The following is a 24,774-nucleotide window of genomic DNA, read 5'->3' on the forward strand; positions in this document are numbered from 1 at the left end:
CAACTGCGCGAGCAGCGGACGACCCGCCGCGACACAGGCGTATTTCTCGAACTCTCCTGTGCCGAGACGGGATTGATGATTCGTCAGTGACGATTCGTCAGCAGCGAGTACGGGAAGGGGGCGGGCCGAGATCGTCGCCGACGGACCGGCCGAAGCGGGCGCTCAGTTCGGGAACGTGTCACCGAGGCCGGCGCCGCTCGCGACCGTGCCGAGGACGCGGGCGCCGAAGGCGAAGGAGCCCTTGGCCGTGGCTCCGGCGGAGGTGGAGCGGAACACCCAGACGGCGCCGGCGCCGGCGTCCTCCCCCGATGCCGCGACGACCGGCTCCGCCCTGCCGTCGCCGTTGCCGTCGACGAGGTGGGTGTTCGCGCCGAACCAGTCGCCCTTCTCGGCGGTGCCGGGCACATCGGCGCTGTTCTGGCTGAACACCTTGGTGCCGGCGCCGGTCGGTCCGTTCGGTCCGCCGGGTACGACGGCGAAGGTGCCCGCCCACGTCAGCCCGCCGAAGGTCTCGTACGGGTCGCCCGCAAGGATGTCCGCGTACCCGTCGCCGTTGACGTCCCCGACCGAGACCGACCGGCCGAAGGCGTCGCCCGTCTCGCCGGCGCCCGGCACTCCGGGGGTGTCCTGGGATATCACCTGGGGCGTGGCGGTGGCCGGGCCGTTCTCGGTGCCGTAGATGATGCCGAGCGCGTCGCCGCCGCGGACGATGTCCGCACGGTGGTCGCCGTTGACATCGCCGAGCGCCAGGGACAACCCCGCGCGGATCGGCTGCCCCTGCGCGTCCGTCAGTTTGACGGGCGACCGGAGTCCGTCGCCGCTGCCGCGCATCTGGTACAGGGTTTCGCCGCGGTCGCCCTCGTCGTCCGGGTCGTACGAGCCGGCGTTCAGGACGAGGTCGGTGATGCCGTCACCGTCCGTGTCGCCGGCCGCCAGGTCGTTCAGCTGCAGGTCGCCGGGGTCGACCATGTCCACGGTCTGGGTGGCGGCGGGGACGCCGTCGCGGCCGAAGGGCCCGAACCGCACAAGACCGGCGTCGGCCAGGTCCTGGTGTCCGTCGCCGTTGAAGTCGCCGGTGACGTTCAGACCGCTCTGGTACGGGCTGTTGCCCTCGGCGGGCAGCACCTTCCCCGAGGTGAAACCGTCCCGGCCGCCCCACAGCACGGTCCTGCTGCCCTTCCGGTCGATACCGCCCTGCTGCCAGCGCTCGCCCCCGGACTCGACCACCAGGTCGGTGAACCCGTCGCCGTCCAGATCGGCCGTGGTGAGCCGGCCGCCGAAGAGGTCGTCCTTCTCCACCGTGCCGGGGATGCCGGGGGACGCCTGTGTGTACACCTTCTTGGCGCTGGTACTGAGCCCACTCGCGGATCCGTACAGCACGGCCACGTAGCCGGCCTTCGCCTTGCCGCCGACCGTCGCGTACGGGGCGGCGACGGCCAGGTCCTCGTAGCCGTCCCCGTTGAAGTCCTGTCGCGCACTCGTCGCGACGGGCCTCGCATGGGCGAGCGGCAGGGCTGTGGCGCTGGTGGCGAGCAGGGCGATCGCGACGACGACCACTCTTCGCGTTCTCGGCAGGACGGACTCGGACACGTCGACTCCGGGCGTCTGGAAGGCAGTTGGACGCGGAGAGAAAGATCCTCATCCGCGCCCACTACGACTCCCGGCCCAGCCCCTTGGTTGCCCTGCCATGCCACAACTTTCTTCGCCCCCGCCGCCCCTACCCGTCCCATCCGTACCTGGGGGCTCCGCCCCCAGACCCCCAAAAGATTGCGCAGTTCCCCGCGCCCCTGAATACGGGGTGGTTCGTCGGCTGCGGGGCGGTGGGGGTTGCTCGCGCAGTTCCCCGCGCCCCTAAAAGGGGCGCGGGGAACTGCGCAATCTTTTGGACCAGCCCCCACCCACCCGCACCCGACACACAACCGAACGGGGTCGAAGGGGCAGAGCCCCTGGGGATGGGACGGGTAGGGGCGGCGGGGGCGAAAACCCCTCACCGCCCCAGAGCCGTCGCAGCCTAGAACGGCTTGAAGTCGTTGTACTCCTTCTCCGCCTCGTCCCGCTCGGCCTCCTTGTCACGGCGCCGCTGCGCGGCAGGACGCGGAGCCTCCAGGCGGTGGTCCTCACCACGCCGGCCGAGCATCTCCGCACCGGCCATGACGGTCGGCTCCCAGTCGAACACGACCGCGTTCTCCTCGGGACCGATCGCGACGCCGTCGCCCGAGCGGGCGCCCGCCTTCATCAGCTCCGCCTCGACGCCGAGACGGTTGAGGCGGTCGGCGAGATAACCGACGGCCTCGTCGTTGTTGAAGTCGGTCTGGCGGACCCAGCGCTCGGGCTTCTCGCCGCGCACGCGGAAGAGGCCGTCCTCCTCCTGGACCACGGTGAAGCCGGCGTCGTCGACCGCCTTCGGGCGGATGACGATGCGGGTCGCCTCCTCCTTGGGCTTGGCGGCACGCGCCTGCCCGACCATCTCGGCGAGCGCGAAGGACAGCTCCTTGAGGCCCATGTGCGCGACCGCGGACACCTCGAAGACGCGGTAGCCACGCGCCTCCAGGTCCGGGCGGACCATCTCGGCCAGGTCCTTGCCGTCCGGCACGTCGATCTTGTTGAGGACGACGATGCGCGGGCGGTTGCCGAGGCCGCCGTACTGCTTCAGCTCTTCCTCGATGATGTCGAGGTCGGTGACCGGGTCGCGCTCGGACTCCAGGGTCGCCGTGTCCAGGACATGCACGAGCACGCTGCACCGCTCGACGTGGCGGAGGAATTCAAGGCCGAGGCCCTTGCCCTGGCTGGCGCCGGGGATCAGACCGGGCACGTCCGCGATGGTGTAGACCGTCTCGCCGGCCGTCACCACACCCAGGTTCGGCACCAGCGTCGTGAACGGGTAGTCCGCGATCTTCGGCTTGGCGGCCGACAGGACGGAGATGAGCGAGGACTTGCCGGCGCTCGGGTAGCCCACCAGGGCGACGTCCGCGACCGTCTTCAGCTCCAGGACGATCTCCTGGAGGCCGCCGGGCACGCCGAGCAGCGCGAAACCGGGCGCCTTGCGGCGGGCCGAGGCCAGCGCCGCGTTGCCGAGGCCACCACGGCCGCCCTCTGCCGCGACGTACGACGTGCCGTGGCCGACGAGGTCCGCGAGCACGTTGCCGGCCTTGTCGAGCACGACCGTGCCGTCCGGGACCGGCAGGATCAGGTCCTGGCCGTCCTTGCCGGAGCGGTTGCCGCCCTCGCCGGGCTTGCCGTTGGTGGCGCTGCGGTGGGGCTTGTGGTGGTAGTCGAGCAGCGTGGTGATGGACTGGTCGACGACCAGCAGTACGTCACCGCCACGGCCGCCGTTGCCGCCGTCCGGGCCGCCGAGCGGCTTGAACTTCTCCCGGTGTACGGAGGCACAGCCGTGGCCTCCGCTACCCGCGGCGACATGCAGCTCGACGCGGTCCACGAAGGTGGTCATTGGATGTGCCTCCAGTTACTTACGGAATGTCTTGTGCGCGCTGTTTCTATTAACAACACGCGAAAGGCGGACCCGCCTTCCCTCTCGGGAAGTGAGGTCCGCCTCGCGAAGAACTCTGTTCTACGGAGCCTGAGCCCTAAGGGACTGGATCAGGCGACCGGAACGATGTTCACGACCTTGCGGCCACGGTGGGTACCGAACTCCACCGCACCGGCGTCAAGGGCGAACAGCGTGTCGTCCTTGCCACGGCCGACGCCGTTGCCCGGGTGGAAGTGCGTGCCGCGCTGGCGGACCAGGATCTCACCGGCGTTGACGACCTGACCGCCGAAGCGCTTCACGCCGAGCCGCTGAGCATTGGAGTCGCGACCGTTCCGAGTGGACGATGCGCCCTTCTTGTGTGCCATGTCTCCTCAGTCCCTTACTTCGCAGCCGCGGGGATCTCAGTGACCTTGATCGCCGTGTACTGCTGGCGGTGGCCCTGACGACGGCGGTAGCCGGTCTTGTTCTTGTAGCGAAGGATGTCGATCTTGACACCCTTGTGGTGGTCCACGACCTCGGCCTGGACCTTGATGCCGGCAAGGACCCACGGGTCGCTGGTCACGGCGTCGCCGTCGACAACGAGCAGGGTCGAGAGCTCGACCGTGTCGCCAACCTTGGCAGTGGAAATCTTGTCAACCTCAACGATGTCGCCGACAGCAACCTTGTGCTGGCGACCACCGCTGCGCACGATGGCGTACACGCGGATCTCTCTCTCGCTCGAAACGGAACCCCGCAGTCCAGCCGCGCGCTGCGCGAGCGGCCTCTCCCGAAGCGCATGACCTGTACGGCATGCGCATCACCGGGAGGAAAAAGGTTTACGGGATGCGGCGCATCGAAGGACACGCCGACGGTCAAGGTTACGGGGCCACGACCGAAAGGGTCAAACCAGGTCGGGCCCCGCGGATGTGCCACCCGTCACGCCCACCCGTCACACCCACCCGTCACACCCACCCGTCACACCGATGCCCTGGGTGCCGCGCGTGCGCGGCGCCCAGGGCATCGGGACTACGGGCCAGGTGGCCCTGAGACTCAGCCCTCGTCGGTCGAAGCCGTCACGGAGGAGAGCGTCTGCTCCGCCGCCGCGGTCTTCTTCGCCGTCGTCTTGGCGGCCGTCTTCTTCGCGGTCGCCTTCTTGGCCGTGGTCTTCTTGGCGACCGTCTTCTTGGCCGTGGCCGCGGTCTTCTTGGTGGCGGCCTTCTTCGCCGTCGCCTTCTTGGCCGTCTTGCGAGCGGCCGTCTTCTTGGCCGCGGCCGGAGCCTCGGTACCGGCCTCGGCCGCCGCCTCGGTCACCTCGGACGTCACAGCCACCTCGGCCGCCTCGGCGACCGGCTCCGCCGAGACCGACGGGACGACCACGACGGCCGCCTCTTCGGACGCGGTGGGCGCGGTGGCCTTGCGGACGGCACGGCGACGCGGACGGGCCGGGGCGGCGCTCTCGGCGGGCGCCTCGACGACCTGCTCGGCGACGGGCTCAGCCACGGGCTCGGGCGTCGGCTCGACGACCACGGGCGCCGCGACCGGCTCGGTGACCGTCACCACGGCCTCTTCGGCCGCCTTCGGGGAACCGGCAGGCGCCGACACCTTCCGGGTCGCACGACGGCGCGTACGGCCCTTGGGAGCGGCCTGGTCCTCCTGTACGGGGGCCGGGGCGGCCTCGGGCGCCTCGACGACCGGCGCCTCGGCCACCGGGGCCTCGATCACCGGCGTCTCGACGACCGGGTCCGCGACCGCGACCGGCTCGGACTCGGCGGCCTCGCCGGACGTGAGAGCCCGCTCGGTCCGCTCGGCCCGCTCCTCGCGGCGGCCCCGGGGAGCCCGCTCCTCGGCCTTCGGCGCACCCGCCGGAGCCGACGCACGCCGGGTCGCCCGGCGTCGCGAACGCCCACGGCCTGCCGCGGCCTCGGCCTCGGCGGCGCTGCTGTACAGCTCCTCGTCCGGCTGGAACTCGAGCTCGGCGAGCGCGACCGGCACGGCGACCTCGGCGGCCACCTCGGCCTCGGTCTCGACCGTCTCCGGCTCCTCCGCGACCTCGTGCGTGAGCTCGTGCTCGTGCTCGTGGATCTGCTCGGCACCGCCACGGCGCTTCTTGCGCTTGCCGCCGCCACCGACGGAGGTCGGCTGCTCCATGTGCACGATCACGCCACGGCCGTTGCAGTGGACGCAGGTCTCGGAGAAGGACTCCAGGAGGCCCTGTCCGACACGCTTGCGGGTCATCTGCACGAGGCCCAGCGAGGTCACCTCGGCCACCTGGTGCTTCGTACGGTCGCGTCCCAGGCACTCCAGGAGGCGCCGAAGCACCAGGTCCCGGTTGGACTCCAGGACCATGTCGATGAAGTCGATGACGACGATGCCGCCCAGGTCGCGCAGCCGCAGCTGGCGCACGATCTCCTCGGCCGCCTCCAGGTTGTTCCTGGTCACGGTCTCTTCGAGGTTGCCGCCCTGCCCGGTGAACTTGCCGGTGTTGACGTCGACCACGACCATGGCCTCGGTCTTGTCGATCACCAGCGAACCGCCGCTGGGCAGCCAGACCTTGCGGTCCAGCGCCTTCATCAGCTGCTCGTCGATCCGGTACGTCGCGAAGGCGTCGACCTCGGAGGTCCACTTCGACAGGCGGTCGGCCAGGTCGGGCGCGACATGGGACACGTATCCGTGGATGGTCTCCCACGCCTCGTCGCCGCTGACGATGACCTTGGAGAAGTCCTCGTTGAAGATGTCGCGGACGACGCGGACGGTCATGTCCGGCTCGCCGTAGAGCAGCGTCGGCGCGTTCGAGCTGCCGCCGCTCTTCGCCTTCTTCTGGATGTCCTCCCACTGCGCCTGGAGTCGCTCGACGTCACGGCTCAGCTCGTCCTCGCTCGCGCCCTCGGCGGCGGTGCGCACGATGACGCCCGCGTCCTCGGGGACGATCTTCTTGAGGATGGTCTTCAGACGCGCGCGCTCGGTGTCGGGCAGCTTGCGGCTGATGCCGGTCATCGAGCCCTCGGGCACGTAGACCAGGTAGCGGCCGGGGAGGGAGACCTGGCTGGTGAGGCGGGCGCCCTTGTGGCCGATCGGGTCCTTGGTGACCTGCACCAGGACCGACTGGCCGGACTTGAGGGCACTCTCGATGCGGCGCGGGCCGTTGGCCATGCCCAGCGCCTCGAAGTTGACCTCACCGGCGTAGAGCACCGCGTTGCGGCCCTTGCCGATGTCGATGAAGGCGGCCTCCATCGACGGCAGCACGTTCTGGACCTTGCCCAGGTAGACGTTGCCGACGTACGAGGTCGACTGCTCCTTGTTGACGTAGTGCTCGACGAGCACGTTGTCCTCAAGGACGCCGATCTGGGTGCGCTCGCCGCTCTGGCGGACGACCATCACCCGCTCGACGGCCTCACGGCGGGCCAGGAACTCGGCCTCGGTGATGATCGGAACGCGACGGCGGCCCTGCTCGCGCCCTTCACGGCGGCGCTGCTTCTTGGCCTCCAGGCGGGTCGAGCCCTTGATGGACTGCACCTCGTCGGACGGGTGCTCGTCCTTCTTGCCGCGGGGCTCGCGGACCTTGACGACCGTGCGCTCGGGGTCGTTCTCGCCGGGCTCGGTGTCGGTGCCGGTGTCACCGGCGCGACGGCGACGGCGACGACGGCGACGGCTGCTGCTGGAGCCGCCCGCCTCCTCGCGCTCGTCCGCCTCCTCGGCGTCTTCCTCGGCCTGCTCGGCGGTGTCCTCGGCGTCCTGCGCGGCCTGCTCGGCGGCGTACTCGTCCTCGCCCGCCTCGCTGTCCGACTCGGCGGACTCACCACGGCGACGGCGACGGCCACCGCGACGGCGACGGCGACGGGAGCCCGCGGACTCCTCCTCGCCCTCGTCACCCTCGCCGGCTTCGTCGGCTTCGTCGGCGGACTCGTCGGCCTCCTCCACCTCATCGGCGGTCTCGACGACGGTCACGGCCGCGGGCTCCTCCTCGACGGCCCGGCGACGACGGCGACGGCGTCCGCCCGTCTCCTCCTCGACGGCCACGGGGGCCGCGGGGGCCTCGACGATCTCCTCGGCCTCAGGAGCCTCGGCGGCTTCCTCGGCGGCCTCGGCGGCAGCCGCGGCGGCGGCCCGCTCCGGCGTCTGGAACATCGGCTCGGTGAACACGGGCGCCTGGAACACGGCGACGGCCGGACGTGCGGGCCGCCTGGCGGACTCGGCTTCCTTCGGCGCGGGCGCGGAGAAGCCGACGGCGGCCTTGCGGGTGGCGCGACGACGGGTGGTACGGCGAGGAGCGGCGTCCTCGGCCGGCTCCTCGATCTCGGCGGCCTTGCTCTCGTCGGCCTTGCTCTCGCTGGTCACGGGCGCCTCCACACGCTCGTCGACGGTGTCGCCCTCGGGCGCACCGGCGGGTGCGGAGACGCGCCGGGTGGCGCGACGACGGGTGGTACGGCGGGGGGCGGCGTCCTCGGATTCGGCGACGGCCGGCTCCGCCTCGGCGGGGGCGGTCACCTGCTCCTCGGCGACCACGGCGACCTCAGCGGTCTCGGCAGCCTCGGCGGTCTTGGGCGCACCGGTGGGCGCGGAGGCGCGCCGGGTCGCGCGACGGCGCGTACGGCCGGCGGGCGCTGCTTCCTCGGCGGCGGCAGCGGGGGTCACCTCGGCGGCGGTCTCGGCCACCGCCTCGACCTCGGCCGCGACAGCGGGCACCACGGTCTCGGCGGCCTCGGCCGCCTCGACGGTCTCCGGCGCACCGGCGGGCGCGGACACCCGACGCGTGGCACGACGGCGCGTACGGCGCGGAGCGGCGTCCTCGGGTTCGGCGACGGCGGCCTCGGCCACCGTCTCTTCGGCCTCAGCGACCTCTTCGGTCTCGACGACCTCTTCCGCCGGCTCCTCAGGGAGGTCGGCGGACGCCACGGCCGGTATGGCCGGCGCGGTGGTCTCGGCCGCGGCCTCGGCAGCGCCTGTGGGCGGGCCGGCGGGTCGCGACGCCGCACGGCGGCGGCGCCGCGGCGGCAAGGTGTCGCTGGGGGTGTTGTTGGTTTCGGAACCCTCGGTGGGTTCGGTCGGCTCGAGCATGCGGGTGGATCTCCCGTCAGGCTCCCGGGCGCCGCGCCTGGTCCGGCAGTGCCGGTGACGTCCGCGGCTCGCGCGATGCGCGGTGCCGCCGTCCGGGGCGCGGGCGCCGCACGGGAGCTCTCTGTGTCCTGTCTCGCCGGTTCCGTACGCCATGTGTGCGTACGGCCTGGCGAAAGTCTTCTGGTCGGTGCGCTGCCCGACCCAGGTGGCTCCCGGATACGAGGGCTGCGCTACGACATCTGTCCTTACGCGGGACCTTCCGGCACCGGCGCCTTCGCGGCGGCAGATGCGGCAACCCCGGAGCGATCGGCTGGGGCGGCCGTGACTGCCTCGCGGTCGGGCGCGAGCGGGTCGGTCACCGTGCCGGTCTCTTCATCGAACAGCCCCTGCGCCAGCCTGGTCACCGCTGCGGCGACCGGCGGCGCCAGGTCGGCCACGGCGCGAAGACCGGACAGGACGTCGTCGGGTCGAACGGCAGGCGTCACGTGCCGAACAACCAGCCGCAGTATCGCACAGGGCTGGTCGGTCGGCCTATCAGCCTGTGGACTGTCTGTCTCAAGGACTGTCCCCAGGCCTGTCTCAAGGCTTACTACGGCGCTGCGGGCGTCGAAAGTCCGCATGCCGTTCTTTGTCCTGCGCTGCACCTCGACGGTGTCGGCCGCCTTGAAGGCCTCGACCGCACGCTCCGCCTCCGCCGGGTCCACGCCGTCGAGGCGCAGCTCCCACACGGAAGCGGTGAGCCGGTCGGCGAGCCCGGAGGTCCGGGCCTCGACCGCCTCGGTGATGTCGAGCCCGACAGGCATCGACTCGTCGAGGAGCTCACGCAGTTTGTCCGGGTCACGCGTCTCGGTGAGCGCGATCTCCAGGTATTCCGCCTCACTGCCAGTGCCGGTGGGTGCGGCATTGGCATACGACACCTTCGGATGCGGCGTGAACCCCGCCGAGTACGCCATCGGCACCTCGGCACGGCGCAGCGCACGCTCGAAGGCGCGCTGGAAGTCACGGTGGCTGGTGAACCGGAGGCGGCCGCGCTTGGTGTAGCGCAGTCGGATGCGCTGCACCGCGGGTGCGGGCGGCGGGCCTTCGGGCTGTCGCTTGCCCAGTGTCGTTCAGTCCTTCGTGAGAGCGGTCGTACTGCTACCTAGAGTACGTGTCTCACCGGCTCCCGGTTCCCGCCGGGCCTCGCCCAAGGAGACCGGCTCGGGCTCGCGCGGGGCGCCGAAGAGCATCCGCCGGAAGTCGGCGCGGGCCTGCCGGGCGGACTCGCGGGCGGCGGCCAGGGCCTGTCGTGTCGCCCGTCCCACACTGCGCGCGGCCTGGGCGGCGGGCCGCAGGACCGTGTCGCGGACGAGGTGTCCGACAGGCGTCAGTACGGTCCGGTACACCCAGCTCACCGGCTCCACGAAGATCCACCGGAAGAGTCGCCCGAGGAACCGCCCGACGGCGAGCGAGAGGTGTCCGGCGACGCGCCAGGCATGTCCCAGGGCCTCACCGACCTCCCTCCCGATGACGGCGAGGACACGTCCGACCGGTACGAGCACCCATCGCCACACGGCGAGCGCGGGCAGCACCAGCAGGACGCGCGCCGTCCAGTAGATCGCGGCACCGATCCCGGTGAAGATCATCCGTATGAGCCACCCGAGACCTCGCGCCAGCCAGGCGATGCCCCTGCCGACGGGCGCGAGGATCCACTCGTACAACCACAGGGCGGGTACGACGAGGAGGTACCGCACCAGCCAGGCAGTGGCGGTGTACAGCCCGATCCCGACGGCCGCGAGCACCAGCCCGATCCCCTTGAACAGCCAGGCGATCGCATGCCCGACGGGCGTGAGCAGCCGCGCGTACACCCAGGCGAGCCCGGCCGCGATACCGCCGAACACCCAGGCGAGCCCGGCCGCGATACCGCCGAACACCCAGGAGAGTCCGGCCCCGATCCCGCGCGCCACCCGGGTGAGGCCCGTCCAGATCCCCTGGGCGACCCACGCGATGGCGTGACCGAGGGGGGTCAGGACCGTGTCGTACAACCACACCGCGGGGATGACGAGCAGTACGTTCCCGAGCCACGCCAGCGCCCTGCCGACCGGCACGACGGCGTACCGCCACAAGGCCACCCACGGCCAGACGAACACCGCCCACGCCACCCACGCGAGCGCCCGCCCCAGCGGCCGCAGCACGGTGTCCCTCAGGAACCGCCCGCCGACGACCAGCGCGTCCCACACCATCCGCACCGGCACGACCAGCACGAGCACCACGATCCGCACGGGGATGCGGATCGCGACGGCCAGGCACCCCTCGGCCTGCGCCACGGGCCGCTCAGCAGGCGCCTTTTCCAGATCCATACCTGCGTAGACGCGTCAGCCGCCGCCATGGATGCGGCCGGTGGGCACCCAGTACCGCAACTTCCCGCCCCGCTCGTCCTCGAACTCCCCACCGGCCGCCTCGATCACCTTGCGGGAGCCGATGTTGGTGGTGTCGCACGTGACGAGCACCCGATCGAGCCCAAGGGCACGGGCGTACGGCAGCACGTTCCGGAGCATCGCCGTGGCGTGCCCCTTTCGCCGGGCGCTCGGCCGTACCCCGTATCCGATGTGCCCGCCGAGTTCGAGCAGCGAGGGCGTCAGCCGGTGCCGGATCTGGATGCGGCCCAGGTACGCGTCCCCGTCCACGTACCAGTACCAGGTGGCGGGCACGAATCCGTCCGGGCGGCGCCCCTCCTCCAGCTCCTCCTCGCGGACGGCGGCGACGTACCGTGCGAAGCCCTCCGGCTCGTGCCAGGTGTCCCCGTACACGTCCAGTTCCCTTTCGAGGGCGTCGCCGACGAACACACCCTCGGCGACGCTCTCCCGCACGGCGTCCAAAAAGGAGGCGCGGTGGCGGACATGAGGTGGCGTCAGCTGTGGCATCGGTCCAGTGTGCCGGGGCGCGAGAAGCCCCGGCCACGGAATTCCGCTGCGCCGCCCGGGGTCTACTTCTTCGCCGCCCTCGCCGCCTTCGCGACAGGGGAGATCCTGGCGGCCTTGCCGGCCCGGGACGCCTTCGGTCTGCGCTGTCCGGTGGACGGCGAGGGGACGGTGGCGACGCGCTGGACCGAGAACTCACGGTTGATCTCGGTCTGGGCGCGGATCGGTTCGGGCAGGTCGGGCATGGCCAGCAGCCGGTCGCAGGACCGGATCGAGGAGGCGTAGTCGCCCACCCAGTACGCGGTGATCGAGAACTCGAAGAGCAGGCCCCAGCGATACACCCAGCCCTTGGTGAAGAGCAGGTCGTCCGGCTCGGGCCTGTCCACGGCGGCGCCGAGAATGGCGTGCGCGGTGTGATAGCGGCCCTGGAGGCGCAGCCGTGAGGCCAGTTCGTAGCTGGCTTCGAGCCGCTGCGGACGGGACTCCCAGGCGCGGGAGAAGGCGTCCATCGCCCCGGGCCAGTCGCCGGTCCGCTCGGCCTTGAGGAGACCGGCCTCCAGCAGCGAGCAGTAGACCTCCTCGACCCAACCGCCCATCTCGGCACGGCGCTCGTACAGGGCGATGGCCTCTTCCGCATGCCCGAGGTCGCGTTCGGTGTTGGCCAGATAGAAGACCGTGCGTGTGTTGGCGGGGTCGCGGGCGAGCTCGCCCCGCAGCAGGCGCGCGTCGCGCTCGAACTTGTCGCTGCGGCAGCCGCCGTCGGCGTGGTCCTCGATCACCAGCGCGTCCAGGTTCTCCTGGACGTCGGGCTCGTCGGTGCACGGGTACTCGTGGGTGACGCCTTCGTAGCGCCAGGCCCAGTCGCCCCGCATCAGGTGCTTGAAACGGTGCTGGGTGCCAGGGGTGTCGTAGCGGATCATGTACGACGTCGCCGTCAGCCGCGGCAACGGCGCGTCCTGGCGCATCACATGGTCGGCGTCGATGGTGAGCAGGAAGTCGGCCTTGCCGCGGGCGTGCCGGATGTTCTGGGTCCGGTTGTGCCCGAAGTCGACCCAGGGTTCCTCGTGGAGTTCGCCCGGGATGCCGTCGAGCGTCTTGCGGATCAGATCCTGTGTGCCGTCCGTCGAGCCGGTGTCGGAGATGACCCAGGTGTCGATCAGATGGCGAACGGAGCCGAGGCACCGTTCGATCACACGCGACTCGTTCTTGACGATCATGCAGAGGCAGATGGTCTGCTGCTTCACGGCCTCACCGGTTCCGGAGTGGTGGCTGCCTGGCGGAGGAGCGGCCGCCAATGTGGCATAAGCCGCTTTCATGAGTCTTCGTCCACGCGGGGGCGGGCCGGAACAGCGCCCTATCGGCCGCACTCAAGTTCAAAGATGAACTAAAGGGATGAAATGCTCCTATATGGAGTCCTCGATTGGGCCGATTTGACGATATACGTGCGCGTTTCGACTGGTTACGCCGGTTCTCCGGGGGGCTCGGGTCAAGCTCGCGAACGGCTTCGGGGACACCCCCGAACCCGTTCGAAGCAAGGAGCACATACATGAGTCCTGAGTTCAGGACGGCCTCGCGGCTGGGGCCGCTGGCGCGCGAGAGGTTCAAGAAGGCGGGCATGTTGGCCTCGCTGACGCTGGTCCTGGCGACCGGCGTGATCAGCCCCGCCGCGGCGGCAGCGCGGAGCGTGACCGATCACGAGGCCCTGGCGACCGCCGCCGGCGGCGACAAGTGCGAGAAACCCCACCACAAGCGCGAGCTGAGCGGACCCGCCGGCGGCCACGACAAGGACGACTGCAAGCGGGGTCCGACAGGCCCGACGGGCCCGCGGGGCCACACGGGCGCGACGGGCGCGACGGGCGCCACTGGTCACACGGGCGCCACGGGAGCCACCGGCCACACGGGCGCGACCGGAGCCACGGGAGCCACCGGCCACACGGGCGCGACGGGGGCGACCGGATCCACCGGCGCGACTGGGGCCACGGGTGCAACCGGGGCGACCGGTCCGTGCGCCGACATCGACGCCCAGCAGGACTCGAACAACTTCGAACTGCGGGTCGCGCTGAGCGGCGGAAAGACCTACGCGGGCATCCGCGACCTCACGGGCACCACCGCTCACCCCTTCCTGTGGACCGACCTCAGCACCCACGCCAACTACCCAGCGGGCGGCGACGTCGGCTTCGTCTGCGGAACCGCCATCAACGGACACAGCTCCAACAACGGGCAACCCATCAAGTTCGACGTCATGACCACCACGGGCCAGGTCTGGGAGACCACCTGCGTAGCGGTCAACAACAGCCAACCCGACGCCACCCTGAACTGCAACGACTCCTTGGGCAATCCCATCCGCTGGACCAAGGTGACTCTGCAGCCGTCCCCGGGCGTCGTCAACGGCGGCACGTGACGGACGCACCGCATCTGCGGTAACACGCGATAAGGGGTGTCCGAGGGGTCGGCGAAAGCCCTCCCCCGGACGCCCCTTGCGGCCTCGGGGGGCGGCCAACCCCCCATCACCGCCCGCGCGTCCGAGGCCCGGAGCGACGGAGACCAGGGAGCCTTCGTGGCCGCTGTTCCCACCCGCGCCGAAGACGGCGACGGCGATCAACCGGCCGACCTCGATGACACGCACCTGCTCGCGGACGCGGGCTGGCAGGTGCACACCGTGCCCGCCGTCGAACTCACGCCGCCGGAAGTCCTGAGCAGGCTCGGCCATGAGCGCGTGATGCACCTGACGTGCCACGGTTATTTCGACCCCGCGAATCCACTCGACTCAGGGCTGATCCTTTCCGACGGGCAGGAGCTCCCGCCCGCGGATTTCCGACGCCAGTCCCTGCGCAAGAGGCTCGATCACCTTCTCTCCGTCCGGCAGATCCTGGCCAACTCCGCCCGGCTGGACCTCCTGACCCTCCGGGCGTGTTCCACGGCCAGGGTCACGGAAAACGCGGACAAGAACGAGCGCGACGGATTTGCCGGGGCACTGATGATCTCCGGAGCCAACGCGGTGGTCGCCGCCCTGTGGGACGTGGACAGATCGAGCAGCCGGGCGTTGCTGGCGAAGATCAGGGAGGAGTCGGGGCAGCGGGAATCGACGACCGGGGAACTCGCCATGGCAGCCATCGACGCGGTCCTGTCGCACGCCACGGCCCTCGGAATCGACTCGCTGCTGGCGTCCGAGGAACAGGCGATCACCGTGGGACGGAACCTTCTCGACGGTCTGGTCTCGGATCCCGACACAGCCGACACCGTGGGGTCCATCCTGGACGACCCGCCCGTCGACAACCGTATGGTGACGGACTCCCTGATCGTCTCCGCCGCCGTGCTGGCCGCGATCGTCGCCTGGCTGCAGACGAAGATCGACCTCAAGGTGCATCGCAAGAACGGCAAGACCGAAGTGAGCGTCTCTGATTAGCTAAGTGATCCTGTGTCAGGTGTGGTGCCTGGCACGGGTTCTGCCCACTGTGGAGGGGTGGCGTGGGCGTGGTGGTGGAAGCCCGCGCCCAGTGCTGCTCCTCGCGGCCGGTGCCGGCCGCGGGTGGGTGTGCTGATCGTCGTCACGCCCTGGTGCCGGTGGGCTGCGCGGGGCAGCCGGTGCCGGTCCGTGTGAGCGTGTCCCTCCGGACGCCGGCCCGCCGGACCCGGGGGTCTGGTGGGGGAGGGTGTCCGGCGTCGCCTGGGCGTCGGACGTGCTGCGTGTTGCCGGGTGGGTCCGGTCTTGGACCGGTCCCGGCCTGCCTTGGGTGCGGTCGGTGTGATGGCCGCACCGGCTTCGAGTGTGTCGGTCACCGTGCGGATCGTCATGGTCCCGCTGGTGCGGTCGGTGACGGTTTTGGTCTGGTGGGTGAGGCCGCGGGCGGCGATGCGCCGCCAGGCGCCCTGGTCGCGGTCGCCCTGCCGGCCGCAGGAGCCGCAGAGCGCCCATTTCCAGCCCGGTGTGGTGGGCCGGTCGGGGGCTTTGCGGTGCCGCAGCGGGACAAGGCACTGCGGGCAGTGCCTGGAGGTGTTGCGGGCAGGGACCGTGACCACGGCGATACCGGCCTCGGCGGCGAGGTGCCGCATGCGGTCCACGATCTGCCCGCGGATCTGCTGCGACAGCCGGGTGTTGAGGGTGCGGCCCATGCCACGGGCTTCCATCGAGCGGAGGTCTTCGACGTAGATGACGCTTGCCCCTGCGGTGACGGCCTGGTCCACGGCCCAGCGGGCGGCAGACCACGCGAGGGCGGCGTTGAGGTTCGACCGGCGGGCGCCGACGGCGCGGACCTCGTCATCCAGGACCGCATGCCTGCCGGTCAGGGCATGCTCCTCGACCCCGTTGATGAGCCGCTGGATGGGGGTCCCCCCGCGCGAGCGAAGCCGAGCGTGGGGGAGGTCGGCCTTCGTGTGCAGGTGCTCGCCCTGGCGGCGCAGCCGGTGCTGTTTCGCGAGAGCCCCGGCGGCACGGAACATGGCCCCGCTGCCGAGGGCGGTGATGCGGCCGTCGTCGTGGAGCCGGGCGGCTCCGGCCGACAGCAGGGTGTTCAGGCCCCAGTCCACGCCCAGCGCGACCGTATGCCCGCTGCGCTGCGTTGTCGGGACGGCGTGGGTGTGGGCGAGATCAGCCCGCACCCTGCCCTGGTCGATGCGCAGGGTGGCCTGCTGCCTGTCGCACGCGGACAGCGGGAGGGCCCGCGCGCTCCGAGGAGCGGCCTCCGCCTCGAACACATCGATGGGCATCCGGCCGTGTTTGGTGACGAAGGAGGTGATCTGCCGGGTCCGGGCCTTAATCCCGCCTGACGGCAGAGACCGCCCGCCGGGCACCGCCTCACGCACCTGGTCCCACTCCTGCGGGGTGCGCTTGGAGGGGTCGGCGGGCCAGGTGGCGAGCACACCGGCCGTGAGGTCGGCGCGCCACTTCGCCGCGCGCAGCGTGCGCCCGGCAGCCTCCTGGGCCATCCGCACGATCCGGTCGTTGACCTTGATGCCCTCGGCCGGGCTGACGGTCCAGCCCAGGCGGCGCAGGGCCATCCAGGCGTTCGACGGCAGTGTGCGGCCCCCCGCGTCCTCGCCGCGGGCCAGCACGTCCACGTCGGTGGTATTCCAGTGCTCCGCCAGCAGGGCGGCGACCATGCCGGAGACCAGATCAGCGGCCCAGCCCACCCGCTCCGCCAGTACACCGGCGGGCACGACCCCGCCCGTCTTCTCTTCCACGCCCGTACGCAGCACGCCGCGGGCGCAGGCGATACGGGCAGCCTCGCCCTCACCGAGCGCCAGTTTCCGGCTCATTGCCCCCTCTCCCCGCCCGCGATGCTGTCATCCGATCAACGACACACCCGCGAAAGGGTCACCCAATCGACTGTCGTACTCACCTACGACCAGGCATCGGCACCAGACTCACAGCACGACGCCAGGAGATGACGCATCACTACGGATGCCTAAGGAAATACGTGAGCCTGGAGATAGAGAAGAAGCCCGCGAGCGACAGCCTGATCAAGCAGCTCGCCACCACTCTGTGGTCCATGCTGACCGGCGGCGGAGGCCCCGGCGGCGGAGGACCGGATCAGCCCTAGTCCGGTGTCACTGCCCCCAGTTCCATGTCAGCCGGTCAGGCCGGTCAGCCGGTCAGGTCAGTCACCAAGTCGCGGATGCGCCGCTCGATCTCGTCCCGGATCGGCCGGACCGCGTCGACGCCCTGCCCGGCGGGGTCGTCGAGCTGCCAGTCGAGGTATCGCTTGCCGGGGAAGACCGGGCAGCTGTCCCCGCACCCCATGGTGATCACCACGTCGGACGCCCGCACCGCTTCGACGGTCAGCACCTTCGGGGTCTCGGCGGAGATGTCGACGCCGGCTTCCCTCATCGCCTCGACCACCGCCGGGTTGACCGTGTCGGCGGGTGCGGAGCCCGCCGAGCGGACATCGATCCTGTCGCCGGCGAGGTGGGTGAGGAACGCGGCGGCCATCTGTGACCGCCCGGCGTTGTGGACGCAGACGAACAGGACGGACGGACGTGGGGTTTCAGTGCTCATGGCAGGTGTCTTTCAGGGGAGTTGGACTCAGGGGGCGGAAGGGGCGAGTTCGGTCTCACCGTGAGGGACGACGGCCTCCCCTTCGGCGGCTTCGGCGGGTGCCCGTCGGCCGAACACCGCCGCCAGCAGACCCAGGCCGACAGCGGCACCGGCCAGTTGGGCGGCGATGAAGGGGGTGACGGAGGCCGGGGCGATACCCGCGAAGGTGTCGGTGAAGGCCCGGCCGATGGTGACCGCCGGATTCGCGAACGACGTCGAGGACGTGAACCAGTACGCGGCTCCGATGTAGGACGCGACCGCGGCCGGTGCGAGGTGGGCGCGATCGGTCCGGGTCAGGCCGAAGATCAGCAGGATCAGCCCGGCGGTCGCCACGATCTCGCCCAGCCACAGGTGGCCGGCGGAACGGTCGTGCGTGGACCACTTCACCAGCGGTTCGGCGAACATCGCGTCGGCCAGCACGGCGCCGCCGATCGCGCCCGCGATCTGGGCAGGGACGTACACGGCTACGTCCCGTGCGGTCATCCCGTCGCCGCTTCCCCGTCCCGTGAACCAGGCGGCCAGAGTGACCGCCGGGTTGAAGTGGGCCCCAGAGACCGGCCCGAGCAGCGTGATCAGCACGGCCAGGCCGAAGACGGTGGCGAGCGAGTTCGCGAGCAACTGCACGCCGATGTCCCGGGACAGCTCGGCCGCCTGGATGCCCGAGCCGACCACCACCGCGACCAGCGCGGCCGTCCCCACCGCCTCGGCGACGGCACGCCGCCCCAGTGAGGCGCTCACGCGGTCACCGCGGCGGCCCGGGCGGTGGTCAAGAACGCGCCCAGCCGGTCCAGGACACCGGGCAGCACCCAGTAGTAGACCCAGGTCCCACGACGCTCACAGTCGATGAGTCCGGCCTGCCGCAGCAACTTGAGGTGGTGGGAGATCGTCGGCTGGGACAGCTCGAAGGCGGGGGTCAGCTCGCACACGCACACCTCGCCGCCGTCCCGCGAGGCGATCATCGAGAGCAACCGCAGCCGCACGGGGTCGCCCAGGGCCTTGAACACCTTCGCCAGCTCGACGGCCCGGTCCTCCTCCAGGGGAGCGGAGGCCAGCCCGGTACAACACGCGTCGTCCGTGTCCTGGCCGAGGACCACGAGCTCTTGTTTAGACATGGCTCTATATTGACGCCTTTCAAATCAGGGCGCAAGCTTGCATCAACGAACTTCAATACAGGAAGTGGAGTCAGCCATGAGCGAGCAGCTCACCGACCTGCGCGAGACCGTCCGCGAGCACTACGCGGCCGCTGCCCTGAAGGTCACCGAAGGCGGCGGCACCGCCTGTTGCGGGCCGCAGCCGGTCGAGACCGACGAGAACTTCGGCTCGGCCCTGTACGCCGCCGACGAGCGCGACGCCCTGCCCGTCGAGGCCGTCGCCGCCTCGCTGGGCTGCGGGAACCCCACCGCGGTGGCAGACCTCCACGAAGGCGAACGCGTCCTCGATCTCGGCTCCGGCGGCGGCATCGACGTACTGCTCTCCGCCCGTCGCGTCGGCCCCACCGGCAAGGCGTACGGCCTGGACATGACGGAGGAGATGCTGGCCCTCGCCCTCGCCAACGCACGGAAGGCGGGCGCGACGAACGTGGAGTTCCTCAAGGGCACGATCGAAGCGATCCCGCTGCCCGCGAACACCCTCGACGTGGTGATCTCCAACTGCGTCATCAACCTGTCGACCGACAAGCCGTCAGTGTTCGCCGAGGTCTTCCGCGTTCTGAGGCCCGGCGGCCGGGTCGGCGTCTCGGACGTGGTCGCCGACGACAGCCTCACCCCCCAACAGCGGGCCGAGCGCGGCGACTACGTGGGCTGCGTCGCAGGCGCCCTCTCCTTCACGGAGTACCGCGAAGGCCTGGAGGCGGCAGGGTTCACCGACATCGAGGTCACCCCCACCCACCCGGTCGCCGACGGGATGCACTCCGCCGTCGTCCGTGCCACGAAGCCCTGAACCCAAGAGACTCGACGAGCATGAAATAGACGGACATTGGTGGATGGTTTCGAAGGTTTATGCCGGGCCGACGCTTCGATTCCCCGAACTTCCATGCACACTTTGCGTGTTGTATTCCAGCCACCAAGAGGATGACCCACGCATGATTACGCTCTCCAAGGAAGACGGCCCGGCAGATCTGGACGGAGTGACACATCTGTCCATCGGGGTGTCCTGGGACCCGACCGCCGGCAGCAGTGGCGGAGTGGTAGGCATGCTCCGCCGCAAGACCGGCACCGACCTCGACCTGATCGCCGTCGCCATGCAGGGCGCGGACCCGGTGCGTCTGGCGGGCCTCGACTCCCTCGACCCCATGGGCAATGGCTCCTTGGTTCACAGCGGCGACAACCAGACCGGGCGCGGTGAGGGCGACGACGAGACGGTGACGGTCGAGTTCTCGCGGCTGCCGCCCAACGTCACGTCGATAGTGTTCATCGCCGCCGCGTACAAGAAGGGCGCTTCCTTCCAGAAAGCGCGCAACATCAGCTTCAAGGTGTACGACGCGAGCGGGGGCAGCACTCAGCAGGTCGCCGACATCTGGCCGAGCCTGCTCACCCATGACAACGGCTGTGCCGTGGCCAAGGCCGTGCGCGACGGCGGCAGTTGGAAGCTTGAGGTGATCAATGTGACGGGGAAGATCAAGCAGGGTGACGAGCACGCCCTGATGCGCTTCGCCATCAGCAAGTAGTTCACCTCATCGGCGAGTAGTTCATCTCATCGGCGAGTAGTTCATCTCATCAGCAGGCAGGACGGGGTCCCCGCGGTCCGGTACCCAAGTGGCGCCCGGGCCGCGGGAGATCACGCTCCGCGCCGTGATTCAGATGCGACTGACCCCCGGACCTACAACCGGCGCAGGTTCCGGTCGAGGACGTCCCGCACCCGGTCCACATCGGCAGGGTCCTGGGCTCCGCGCTTGGGCAGGACGAAGAAGATCCGGGTCCGCCGGGTCGTGAGGACGAAGAGTTCGGCGGTCTCGACGTACCAGGGGAACGCCTGCCAGTCGATGGTGCTGGTCTGGGACCCGCCCGTGGTCGTCATGCCCTCGCCACCGACCACCGTCCGGCAGGTCCCGTACTCCTCCATGTCCGCGTGCTGCTCCCGCGCGACGCGAGCCAGGGTCTTATGGGCGGTCACGACTCCGGCGACCACTCCGGCAACGACCACGACGGCCGTCATCGCGGGTGCGAAACCCTTGAGCTCACAGAAGAAGAACACCAGCACCAGGATCAGGGCCGGCCAGACGATCAGGCCCCCTCGCCCGGGCCAGGTCCCGTACGTGTAACGGCGCATCGCGGCCTCGTAGTCGGCCGGTGTCGGCTCGTAGACGAACGCGATGGCCGCGTCCGCCGCATCCTGCCCGGTCGACTGTATGTGATCCCCACCACTCTGCATGGCAGCAGATCCTAGCCCCCACAGATCACCCACAGCCGGGCCGGGGTACCCATGCACCGAGGCCCCCGCCGATGGGCAGGGGCCTCAGGAACTCACCAGGTCAGTGGCTGTGTCCGCTGGTCACCGGCTTGTTCACCGTCAACGGCAGCAGCTTCTTGCCCGTCGGGCCGATCTGGATGTGGGTGTCCATCTGCGGGCAGACACCGCAGTCGAAGCACGGAGTCCAGCGGCAGTCCTCGACCTCGGTCTCGTCGAGGGCGTCCTGCCAGTCCTCCCAGAGCCAGTCCTTGTCCAGCCCCGAATCCAGGTGGTCCCAGGGCAGGACCTCCTCGTACGTCTTCTCACGCGTCGTGTACCAGTCGACGTCCACGCCGAACGCGGGGAGCGTCTTGTCCGCGCACCGCATCCAGCGCTCGTACGAGAAGTGCTCGCGCCAGCCGTCGAAGCGGCCGCCGTCCTCGTAGACGGCGCGGATGACGGAGCCGATGCGGCGGTCACCGCGGGAGAGCAGGCCCTCGACGATGCCCGGCTTGCCGTCGTGGTAGCGGAAGCCAATCGAGCGGCCGTACTTCTTGTCGCCGCGGATCTTGTCGCGGAGCTTCTCCAGACGGGCGTCCGTCTCCTCGGCGGAGAGCTGCGGGGCCCACTGGAAGGGAGTGTGGGGCTTGGGGACGAAGCCGCCGATCGAGACCGTGCAGCGGATGTCGTTCTGGCCGGAGACCTTGCGGCCCTCGGCGATCACGTTCATCGCCATGTCGGCGATCTGCAGGACGTCGTCGTCCGTCTCCGTGGGAAGGCCGCACATGAAGTACAGCTTCACCTGGCGCCAGCCGTTGCCGTACGCCGTGGAGACCGTACGGATCAGGTCCTCTTCCGAGACCATCTTGTTGATGACCTTGCGCATGCGCTCGCTGCCGCCCTCGGGGGCGAAGGTCAGGCCCGAGCGGCGGCCGTTGCGCGTCAGCTCGTTCGCCAGGTCGACGTTGAAGGCGTCCACGCGGGTGGAGGGCAGGGAGAGGCCGATCTTGTCTTCCTCGTACCGGTCCGCCAGGCCCTTGGCGATCTCGCCGATCTCCGAGTGGTCCGCGGAGGACAGGGACAGCAGGCCGACCTCCTCGAAGCCGGTCGCCTTCAGGCCCTTCTCGACCATGTCGCCGATGCCCGTGATGGAGCGCTCGCGCACCGGGCGGGTGATCATGCCCGCCTGGCAGAAGCGGCAGCCACGGGTGCAGCCGCGGAAGATCTCGACCGACATGCGCTCGTGGACCGTCTCGGCGAGCGGGACCAGGGGCTGCTTCGGGTACGGCCACTCGTCGAGGTCCATGACCGTGTGCTTGGACACGCGCCACGGAACGCCCGACTTGTTGGGCACGACTCGGGCGATACGGCCGTCGGGGAGGTACTCGACGTCGTAGAACGCCGGGATGTAGACGTTGCCCGTCTTCGCCAGCCGGAAGAGGACCTCCTCGCGGCCTCCCGGCCGGCCCTCCGCCTTCCAGGCGCGGATGATCTCGGTCATGTCGAGGACCGCCTGCTCACCGTCGCCGATGATCGCCGCGTCGATGAAGTCGGCGATCGGCTCCGGGTTGAAGGCCGCGTGACCGCCGGCCAGGACGATCGGGTCGTCGAGCGTGCGGTCCTTGGACTCCAGCGGGATCCCGGCCAGGTCCAGGGCGGTCAGCATGTTCGTGTAGCCCAGCTCCGTGGAGAAGGACAGGCCGAACACGTCGAAGGCCTTCACCGGGCGGTGGCTGTCCACCGTGAACTGCGGGACCTGGTGCTCGCGCATGAGCGCCTCCAGGTCCGGCCAGACGCTGTACGTGCGCTCGGCGAGGACGCCCTCGCGCTCGTTCAGTACCTCATAGAGGATCATGACGCCCTGGTTGGGCAGCCCGACCTCGTACGCGTCGGGGTACATCAGCGCCCAGCGGACGTCACAGGCGTCCCAGGGCTTGACTGTGGAGTTGAGCTCTCCGCCGACGTACTGGATCGGCTTCTGCACATGCGGGAGCAGAGCTTCGAGCTGCGGGAAGACCGATACAGCGGATTCGGCAGGCATCTCGCGAACCTTCGTGAGCTGACAGGGGTGACCATCTAGCCTAACGCGGCCGGAGGGACACACCGCACCGTCAGACCGCCCCCTGCCCCTCGATCGCCTCCCAGGCCCCCGGCAGCGCCGCCTCGGCCGCCGCCGCCCGCTGCTCCTCGCGCCCGTACAGCACCCCGTACGTGAACGCGCTCTCCCCCGCCGCATGCGCCTGACCTGCGAGCTCGCGCAGGGCCTCGCGGGTCATCACGCTGTCCTGGTGGTCGCCGAGCAGGGTCTGCAGGGATTTCATCGACTTGACCAGATCGGCGGCGGGCCTGCCGAGGGCGGGGGTGGCCGTCTCGGCCGAGTACCGGGTGCGCTTGGCCTTCTTGCGGGCCTCGTGCATCGCCAGGTCGCGGTCCGCGCCCGGCGGCCGGTCAAGGGCCTGTCCGACCAGGTCGGAGACCTTCCTGAAGTCCTTGCGGACCGCCTTCGCGATCACCTTCGCCGGGTCCCCGGAGGCCGCCTTGAGCAGCGGCGGGTCGGAGACGATCGCGTCGAGCGCGGCCAGCAGGGCGAGGTACCGCTTCCCGTCCAGTACGGCGATGAGATGGCGTCGCGATCCGGAGCCGCGGGCGTGGGACCAGGTGCGCAGGCGGGTGCGGACGGGGCCGGAGAGCAGGGTGCGGGGCAGGTTGTCGAGCGCCGCCGTCAGCCGTTCGGTGAGCACTTCCTGGTCGCGGTCGAGGCCGAGCTCGCCGGCCAGCCACTTCAGCTCGTCGCCGATCGGGTCGGTGACGGTGCGGTCCAGGACGCGCCCGTACGAGCGGAAGGCGCTGCGCATGCGGCGGGTGGCGACGCGCATGCTGTGCACGGAGTCGTAGACGTCGCGGCGGACGGCGGGGTCCAGCTCGACGATCGCGTCGCGCTGGACGCGGAGGTAGGCGAGGACGTGGTCGCCCGCGGTGACCGGGGCCTGCGCGGCGGGGGCCGTGGTGGCTGGGGCGGCTGCGGCGGCGGACTTCTTGCGCTTCCCCGACTCCCCCGTCTGCCCCGTCTCCCCCAGCGCCCTCGCCAGCTTGGAGGGCGAGGAGGAGCGGCTCAGGCCCGCCTTGCGGAGCTTCTTCTCCACCTTGTCGAGGAAGGCGGGGTCGCCGTCGTCCGCGAGCTCGACCTCGATCTCGGTCCACTCCGCGGTGCCTTCGCCGCCGCTGAGCCGTTCGGCGCGGACGCGGTCGAGGCTGACCTCGGCGAGGAGGGCGCCGGAGGCGTCGACGAGGTGGCGGATGTCCCGGGCCGACAGGAGACGTACGAGGGGGACGAGTTCGGCGTCGCGTACGCGGGAGCGGACGAGGCCGGTCAGGGAGCGGGGCACGGTGTCGGAGAGCGGGGCGTGGATCTCGTCGCGGACGCCCTCGGAGACGGGGAGTTTGAGGTGCCAGCCCGCGTCCGCGCCGCCGGTGCGGCGACGGAGGGTGAGCGAGGCGGCGGCGAGCCGCTGGTCGGGCGTGTCGTAGTAGGTGGCGTCCAGCTCGGCCACGCCCTTGTCGAGGACGCCCGAGACTCCGGAAACGCCGGTCAGGTCCGGCAGTCTCACGTCTTCGCCAGCCGGGGGACCCTCGTACTTCCGCTCGATTTCGCGCTTGGTGTCCGCCATGACATGAATCTAGTGGCACCAGCCCCCAGATGGCAGTGCCCAACCCTCACGGACCTCCCGCAACGCCCGGTTTTCGCCCCCGCCGCCCCTACCCGTCCCATCCCGTTCCTGGGGGCTCCGCCCCCAGACCCCCAAAAGATTGCGCAGTTCCCCGCGCCCCTAAAAAGACGGGGTGGTTCGTCGGGTGCGGGGCGGTGGGGGTTACTCGCGCAGTTCCCCGCGCCCCTTTTAGGGGCGCGGGGAACTGCGCAATCTTTAAGAGGC

Annotated in this window: 21 protein-coding genes; 5 read left to right on the top strand and 16 right to left on the bottom strand. The window is 70.4% G+C overall.

The features are described from left to right. Positions 1–162 precede the first annotated feature (162 nt). The 9 genes from AB5J50_RS17775 to AB5J50_RS17815 all read right to left on the bottom strand — a co-directional run bounded on the left by AB5J50_RS17775 (position 163) and on the right by AB5J50_RS17815 (position 12,665). On the bottom strand, positions 163–1,590 hold the full coding sequence (locus tag AB5J50_RS17775) for a VCBS repeat-containing protein (RefSeq protein ID WP_369259184.1): 1,428 nt from the start codon (positions 1,588–1,590) through the stop codon (positions 163–165). Between the two features lie 421 nt (positions 1,591–2,011). After that, on the bottom strand, positions 2,012–3,448 hold the full coding sequence (gene obgE / locus AB5J50_RS17780) for a GTPase ObgE (protein ID WP_369259186.1): 1,437 nt from the start codon (positions 3,446–3,448) through the stop codon (positions 2,012–2,014). A 149-nt stretch (positions 3,449–3,597) separates the two neighbouring features. Further along, positions 3,598–3,852, bottom strand: a complete 255-nt coding sequence (rpmA, locus tag AB5J50_RS17785; protein ID WP_028802588.1) for a 50S ribosomal protein L27 — start codon at positions 3,850–3,852, stop codon at positions 3,598–3,600. A gap of 14 nt (positions 3,853–3,866) precedes the next feature. Continuing rightward, positions 3,867–4,187, bottom strand: a complete 321-nt coding sequence (rplU, locus tag AB5J50_RS17790) for a 50S ribosomal protein L21 (protein ID WP_007381993.1) — start codon at positions 4,185–4,187, stop codon at positions 3,867–3,869. 329 nt (positions 4,188–4,516) lie between these two features. Next, entirely contained in the window at positions 4,517–8,521 is a 4,005-nt protein-coding gene (locus AB5J50_RS17795) for an Rne/Rng family ribonuclease (RefSeq protein ID WP_369259188.1), read from the bottom strand. A gap of 245 nt (positions 8,522–8,766) precedes the next feature. Beyond that, entirely contained in the window at positions 8,767–9,582 is an 816-nt protein-coding gene (locus AB5J50_RS17800) for a TIGR03936 family radical SAM-associated protein (RefSeq protein ID WP_327428676.1), read from the bottom strand. A gap of 48 nt (positions 9,583–9,630) precedes the next feature. Beyond that, complete coding sequence (locus AB5J50_RS17805; RefSeq protein ID WP_369259191.1) at positions 9,631–10,860, bottom strand: hypothetical protein; 1,230 nt, start codon at positions 10,858–10,860, stop codon at positions 9,631–9,633. A gap of 15 nt (positions 10,861–10,875) precedes the next feature. After that, positions 10,876–11,424 carry a GNAT family N-acetyltransferase gene (locus tag AB5J50_RS17810; RefSeq protein WP_369259193.1) on the bottom strand — a complete coding sequence of 183 codons (549 nt, stop codon included), beginning with the start codon at positions 11,422–11,424 and terminating at the stop codon, positions 10,876–10,878. A gap of 62 nt (positions 11,425–11,486) precedes the next feature. Further along, the gene (locus AB5J50_RS17815) at positions 11,487–12,665 is read right to left on the bottom strand and encodes a glycosyltransferase (protein ID WP_369259195.1); all 1,179 of its coding nucleotides are present in this window, start codon (positions 12,663–12,665) and stop codon (positions 11,487–11,489) included. 302 nt (positions 12,666–12,967) lie between these two features. Here AB5J50_RS17815 and AB5J50_RS17820 point away from each other — a divergent pair, with 302 nt between their 5' ends. Together AB5J50_RS17820 and AB5J50_RS17825 are read left to right on the top strand one after the other, a co-directional pair. After that, entirely contained in the window at positions 12,968–13,822 is an 855-nt protein-coding gene (locus AB5J50_RS17820; protein WP_369259197.1) for a hypothetical protein, read from the top strand. Positions 13,823–13,978: 156 nt separating this feature from the next. Then, the gene (locus AB5J50_RS17825) at positions 13,979–14,827 is read left to right on the top strand and encodes a CHAT domain-containing protein (protein WP_369259199.1); all 849 of its coding nucleotides are present in this window, start codon (positions 13,979–13,981) and stop codon (positions 14,825–14,827) included. Here AB5J50_RS17825 and AB5J50_RS17830 read toward each other — a convergent pair. Further along, complete coding sequence (locus AB5J50_RS17830; RefSeq protein ID WP_369259201.1) at positions 14,824–16,677, bottom strand: zinc ribbon domain-containing protein; 1,854 nt, start codon at positions 16,675–16,677, stop codon at positions 14,824–14,826. The genes AB5J50_RS17825 and AB5J50_RS17830 overlap by 4 nt on opposite strands. 161 nt (positions 16,678–16,838) lie before the next feature. On the opposite strand from AB5J50_RS17830, the gene AB5J50_RS17835 reads away from it, so the two are divergent. After that, a complete protein-coding gene (locus AB5J50_RS17835; protein WP_369259203.1) occupies positions 16,839–16,961 on the top strand; it encodes a hypothetical protein in 123 nt (40 codons plus the stop codon). 44 nt (positions 16,962–17,005) lie between these two features. Here the strand turns inward: AB5J50_RS17835 and AB5J50_RS17840 are convergent, their stop codons facing one another. From AB5J50_RS17840 to AB5J50_RS17850, 3 genes are read right to left on the bottom strand one after another with little or no spacing between them, the layout of a single operon-like run. Continuing rightward, the gene (locus tag AB5J50_RS17840; RefSeq protein ID WP_369259205.1) at positions 17,006–17,416 is read right to left on the bottom strand and encodes an arsenate reductase ArsC; all 411 of its coding nucleotides are present in this window, start codon (positions 17,414–17,416) and stop codon (positions 17,006–17,008) included. Positions 17,417–17,443: 27 nt separating this feature from the next. Continuing rightward, positions 17,444–18,193, bottom strand: coding sequence for an aquaporin (locus tag AB5J50_RS17845; RefSeq protein ID WP_369259207.1), 750 nt, complete (start codon positions 18,191–18,193; stop codon positions 17,444–17,446). Further along, complete coding sequence (locus AB5J50_RS17850; protein WP_369259209.1) at positions 18,190–18,567, bottom strand: ArsR/SmtB family transcription factor; 378 nt, start codon at positions 18,565–18,567, stop codon at positions 18,190–18,192. Before AB5J50_RS17850 ends, AB5J50_RS17845 begins: the two co-directional genes overlap by 4 nt. Before the next feature lie 76 nt (positions 18,568–18,643). On the opposite strand from AB5J50_RS17850, the gene arsM reads away from it, so the two are divergent. Together arsM and AB5J50_RS17860 are read left to right on the top strand one after the other, a co-directional pair. Next, positions 18,644–19,393, top strand: a complete 750-nt coding sequence (arsM, locus tag AB5J50_RS17855) for an arsenite methyltransferase (RefSeq protein WP_369259211.1) — start codon at positions 18,644–18,646, stop codon at positions 19,391–19,393. Between the two features lie 142 nt (positions 19,394–19,535). Further along, positions 19,536–20,120 (top strand): TerD family protein, encoded by a 585-nt coding sequence (locus AB5J50_RS17860; RefSeq protein WP_369259213.1) that lies wholly within the window; start codon positions 19,536–19,538, stop codon positions 20,118–20,120. Between the two features lie 152 nt (positions 20,121–20,272). Here the strand turns inward: AB5J50_RS17860 and AB5J50_RS17865 are convergent, their stop codons facing one another. The 3 genes from AB5J50_RS17865 to AB5J50_RS17875 all read right to left on the bottom strand — a co-directional run bounded on the left by AB5J50_RS17865 (position 20,273) and on the right by AB5J50_RS17875 (position 24,510). Beyond that, on the bottom strand, positions 20,273–20,824 hold the full coding sequence (locus AB5J50_RS17865) for a YcxB family protein (RefSeq protein ID WP_369259215.1): 552 nt from the start codon (positions 20,822–20,824) through the stop codon (positions 20,273–20,275). A 100-nt stretch (positions 20,825–20,924) separates the two neighbouring features. Then, positions 20,925–22,883, bottom strand: a complete 1,959-nt coding sequence (locus AB5J50_RS17870; protein WP_327428689.1) for a TIGR03960 family B12-binding radical SAM protein — start codon at positions 22,881–22,883, stop codon at positions 20,925–20,927. A gap of 70 nt (positions 22,884–22,953) precedes the next feature. After that, on the bottom strand, positions 22,954–24,510 hold the full coding sequence (locus tag AB5J50_RS17875) for a CHAD domain-containing protein (protein WP_369259216.1): 1,557 nt from the start codon (positions 24,508–24,510) through the stop codon (positions 22,954–22,956). Between the last annotated feature and the right edge of the window lie 264 nt (positions 24,511–24,774).

The sequence above is a fragment of the Streptomyces sp. R35 genome (genome assembly GCF_041053035.1).
GTDB classification, from domain to species: domain Bacteria; phylum Actinomycetota; class Actinomycetes; order Streptomycetales; family Streptomycetaceae; genus Streptomyces; species Streptomyces lutosisoli.

Coding starts and splice junctions, on each gene's coding strand:
- arsM (WP_369259211.1), top strand. CDS start 18,644: ATGAGCGAGCAGCTCACCGACCTGCGCGAGACCGTCCGCGAGCACTAC.
- AB5J50_RS17865 (WP_369259215.1), bottom strand. CDS start 20,824: ATGCAGAGTGGTGGGGATCACATACAGTCGACCGGGCAGGATGCGGCG.
- AB5J50_RS17830 (WP_369259201.1), bottom strand. CDS start 16,677: ATGAGCCGGAAACTGGCGCTCGGTGAGGGCGAGGCTGCCCGTATCGCC.
- AB5J50_RS17840 (WP_369259205.1), bottom strand. CDS start 17,416: ATGAGCACTGAAACCCCACGTCCGTCCGTCCTGTTCGTCTGCGTCCAC.
- AB5J50_RS17805 (WP_369259191.1), bottom strand. CDS start 10,860: ATGGATCTGGAAAAGGCGCCTGCTGAGCGGCCCGTGGCGCAGGCCGAG.
- AB5J50_RS17795 (WP_369259188.1), bottom strand. CDS start 8,521: ATGCTCGAGCCGACCGAACCCACCGAGGGTTCCGAAACCAACAACACC.
- AB5J50_RS17860 (WP_369259213.1), top strand. CDS start 19,536: ATGATTACGCTCTCCAAGGAAGACGGCCCGGCAGATCTGGACGGAGTG.
- AB5J50_RS17810 (WP_369259193.1), bottom strand. CDS start 11,424: ATGCCACAGCTGACGCCACCTCATGTCCGCCACCGCGCCTCCTTTTTG.
- AB5J50_RS17870 (WP_327428689.1), bottom strand. CDS start 22,883: ATGCCTGCCGAATCCGCTGTATCGGTCTTCCCGCAGCTCGAAGCTCTG.
- AB5J50_RS17820 (WP_369259197.1), top strand. CDS start 12,968: ATGAGTCCTGAGTTCAGGACGGCCTCGCGGCTGGGGCCGCTGGCGCGC.
- obgE (WP_369259186.1), bottom strand. CDS start 3,448: ATGACCACCTTCGTGGACCGCGTCGAGCTGCATGTCGCCGCGGGTAGC.
- AB5J50_RS17850 (WP_369259209.1), bottom strand. CDS start 18,567: ATGTCTAAACAAGAGCTCGTGGTCCTCGGCCAGGACACGGACGACGCG.
- rpmA (WP_028802588.1), bottom strand. CDS start 3,852: ATGGCACACAAGAAGGGCGCATCGTCCACTCGGAACGGTCGCGACTCC.
- AB5J50_RS17875 (WP_369259216.1), bottom strand. CDS start 24,510: ATGGCGGACACCAAGCGCGAAATCGAGCGGAAGTACGAGGGTCCCCCG.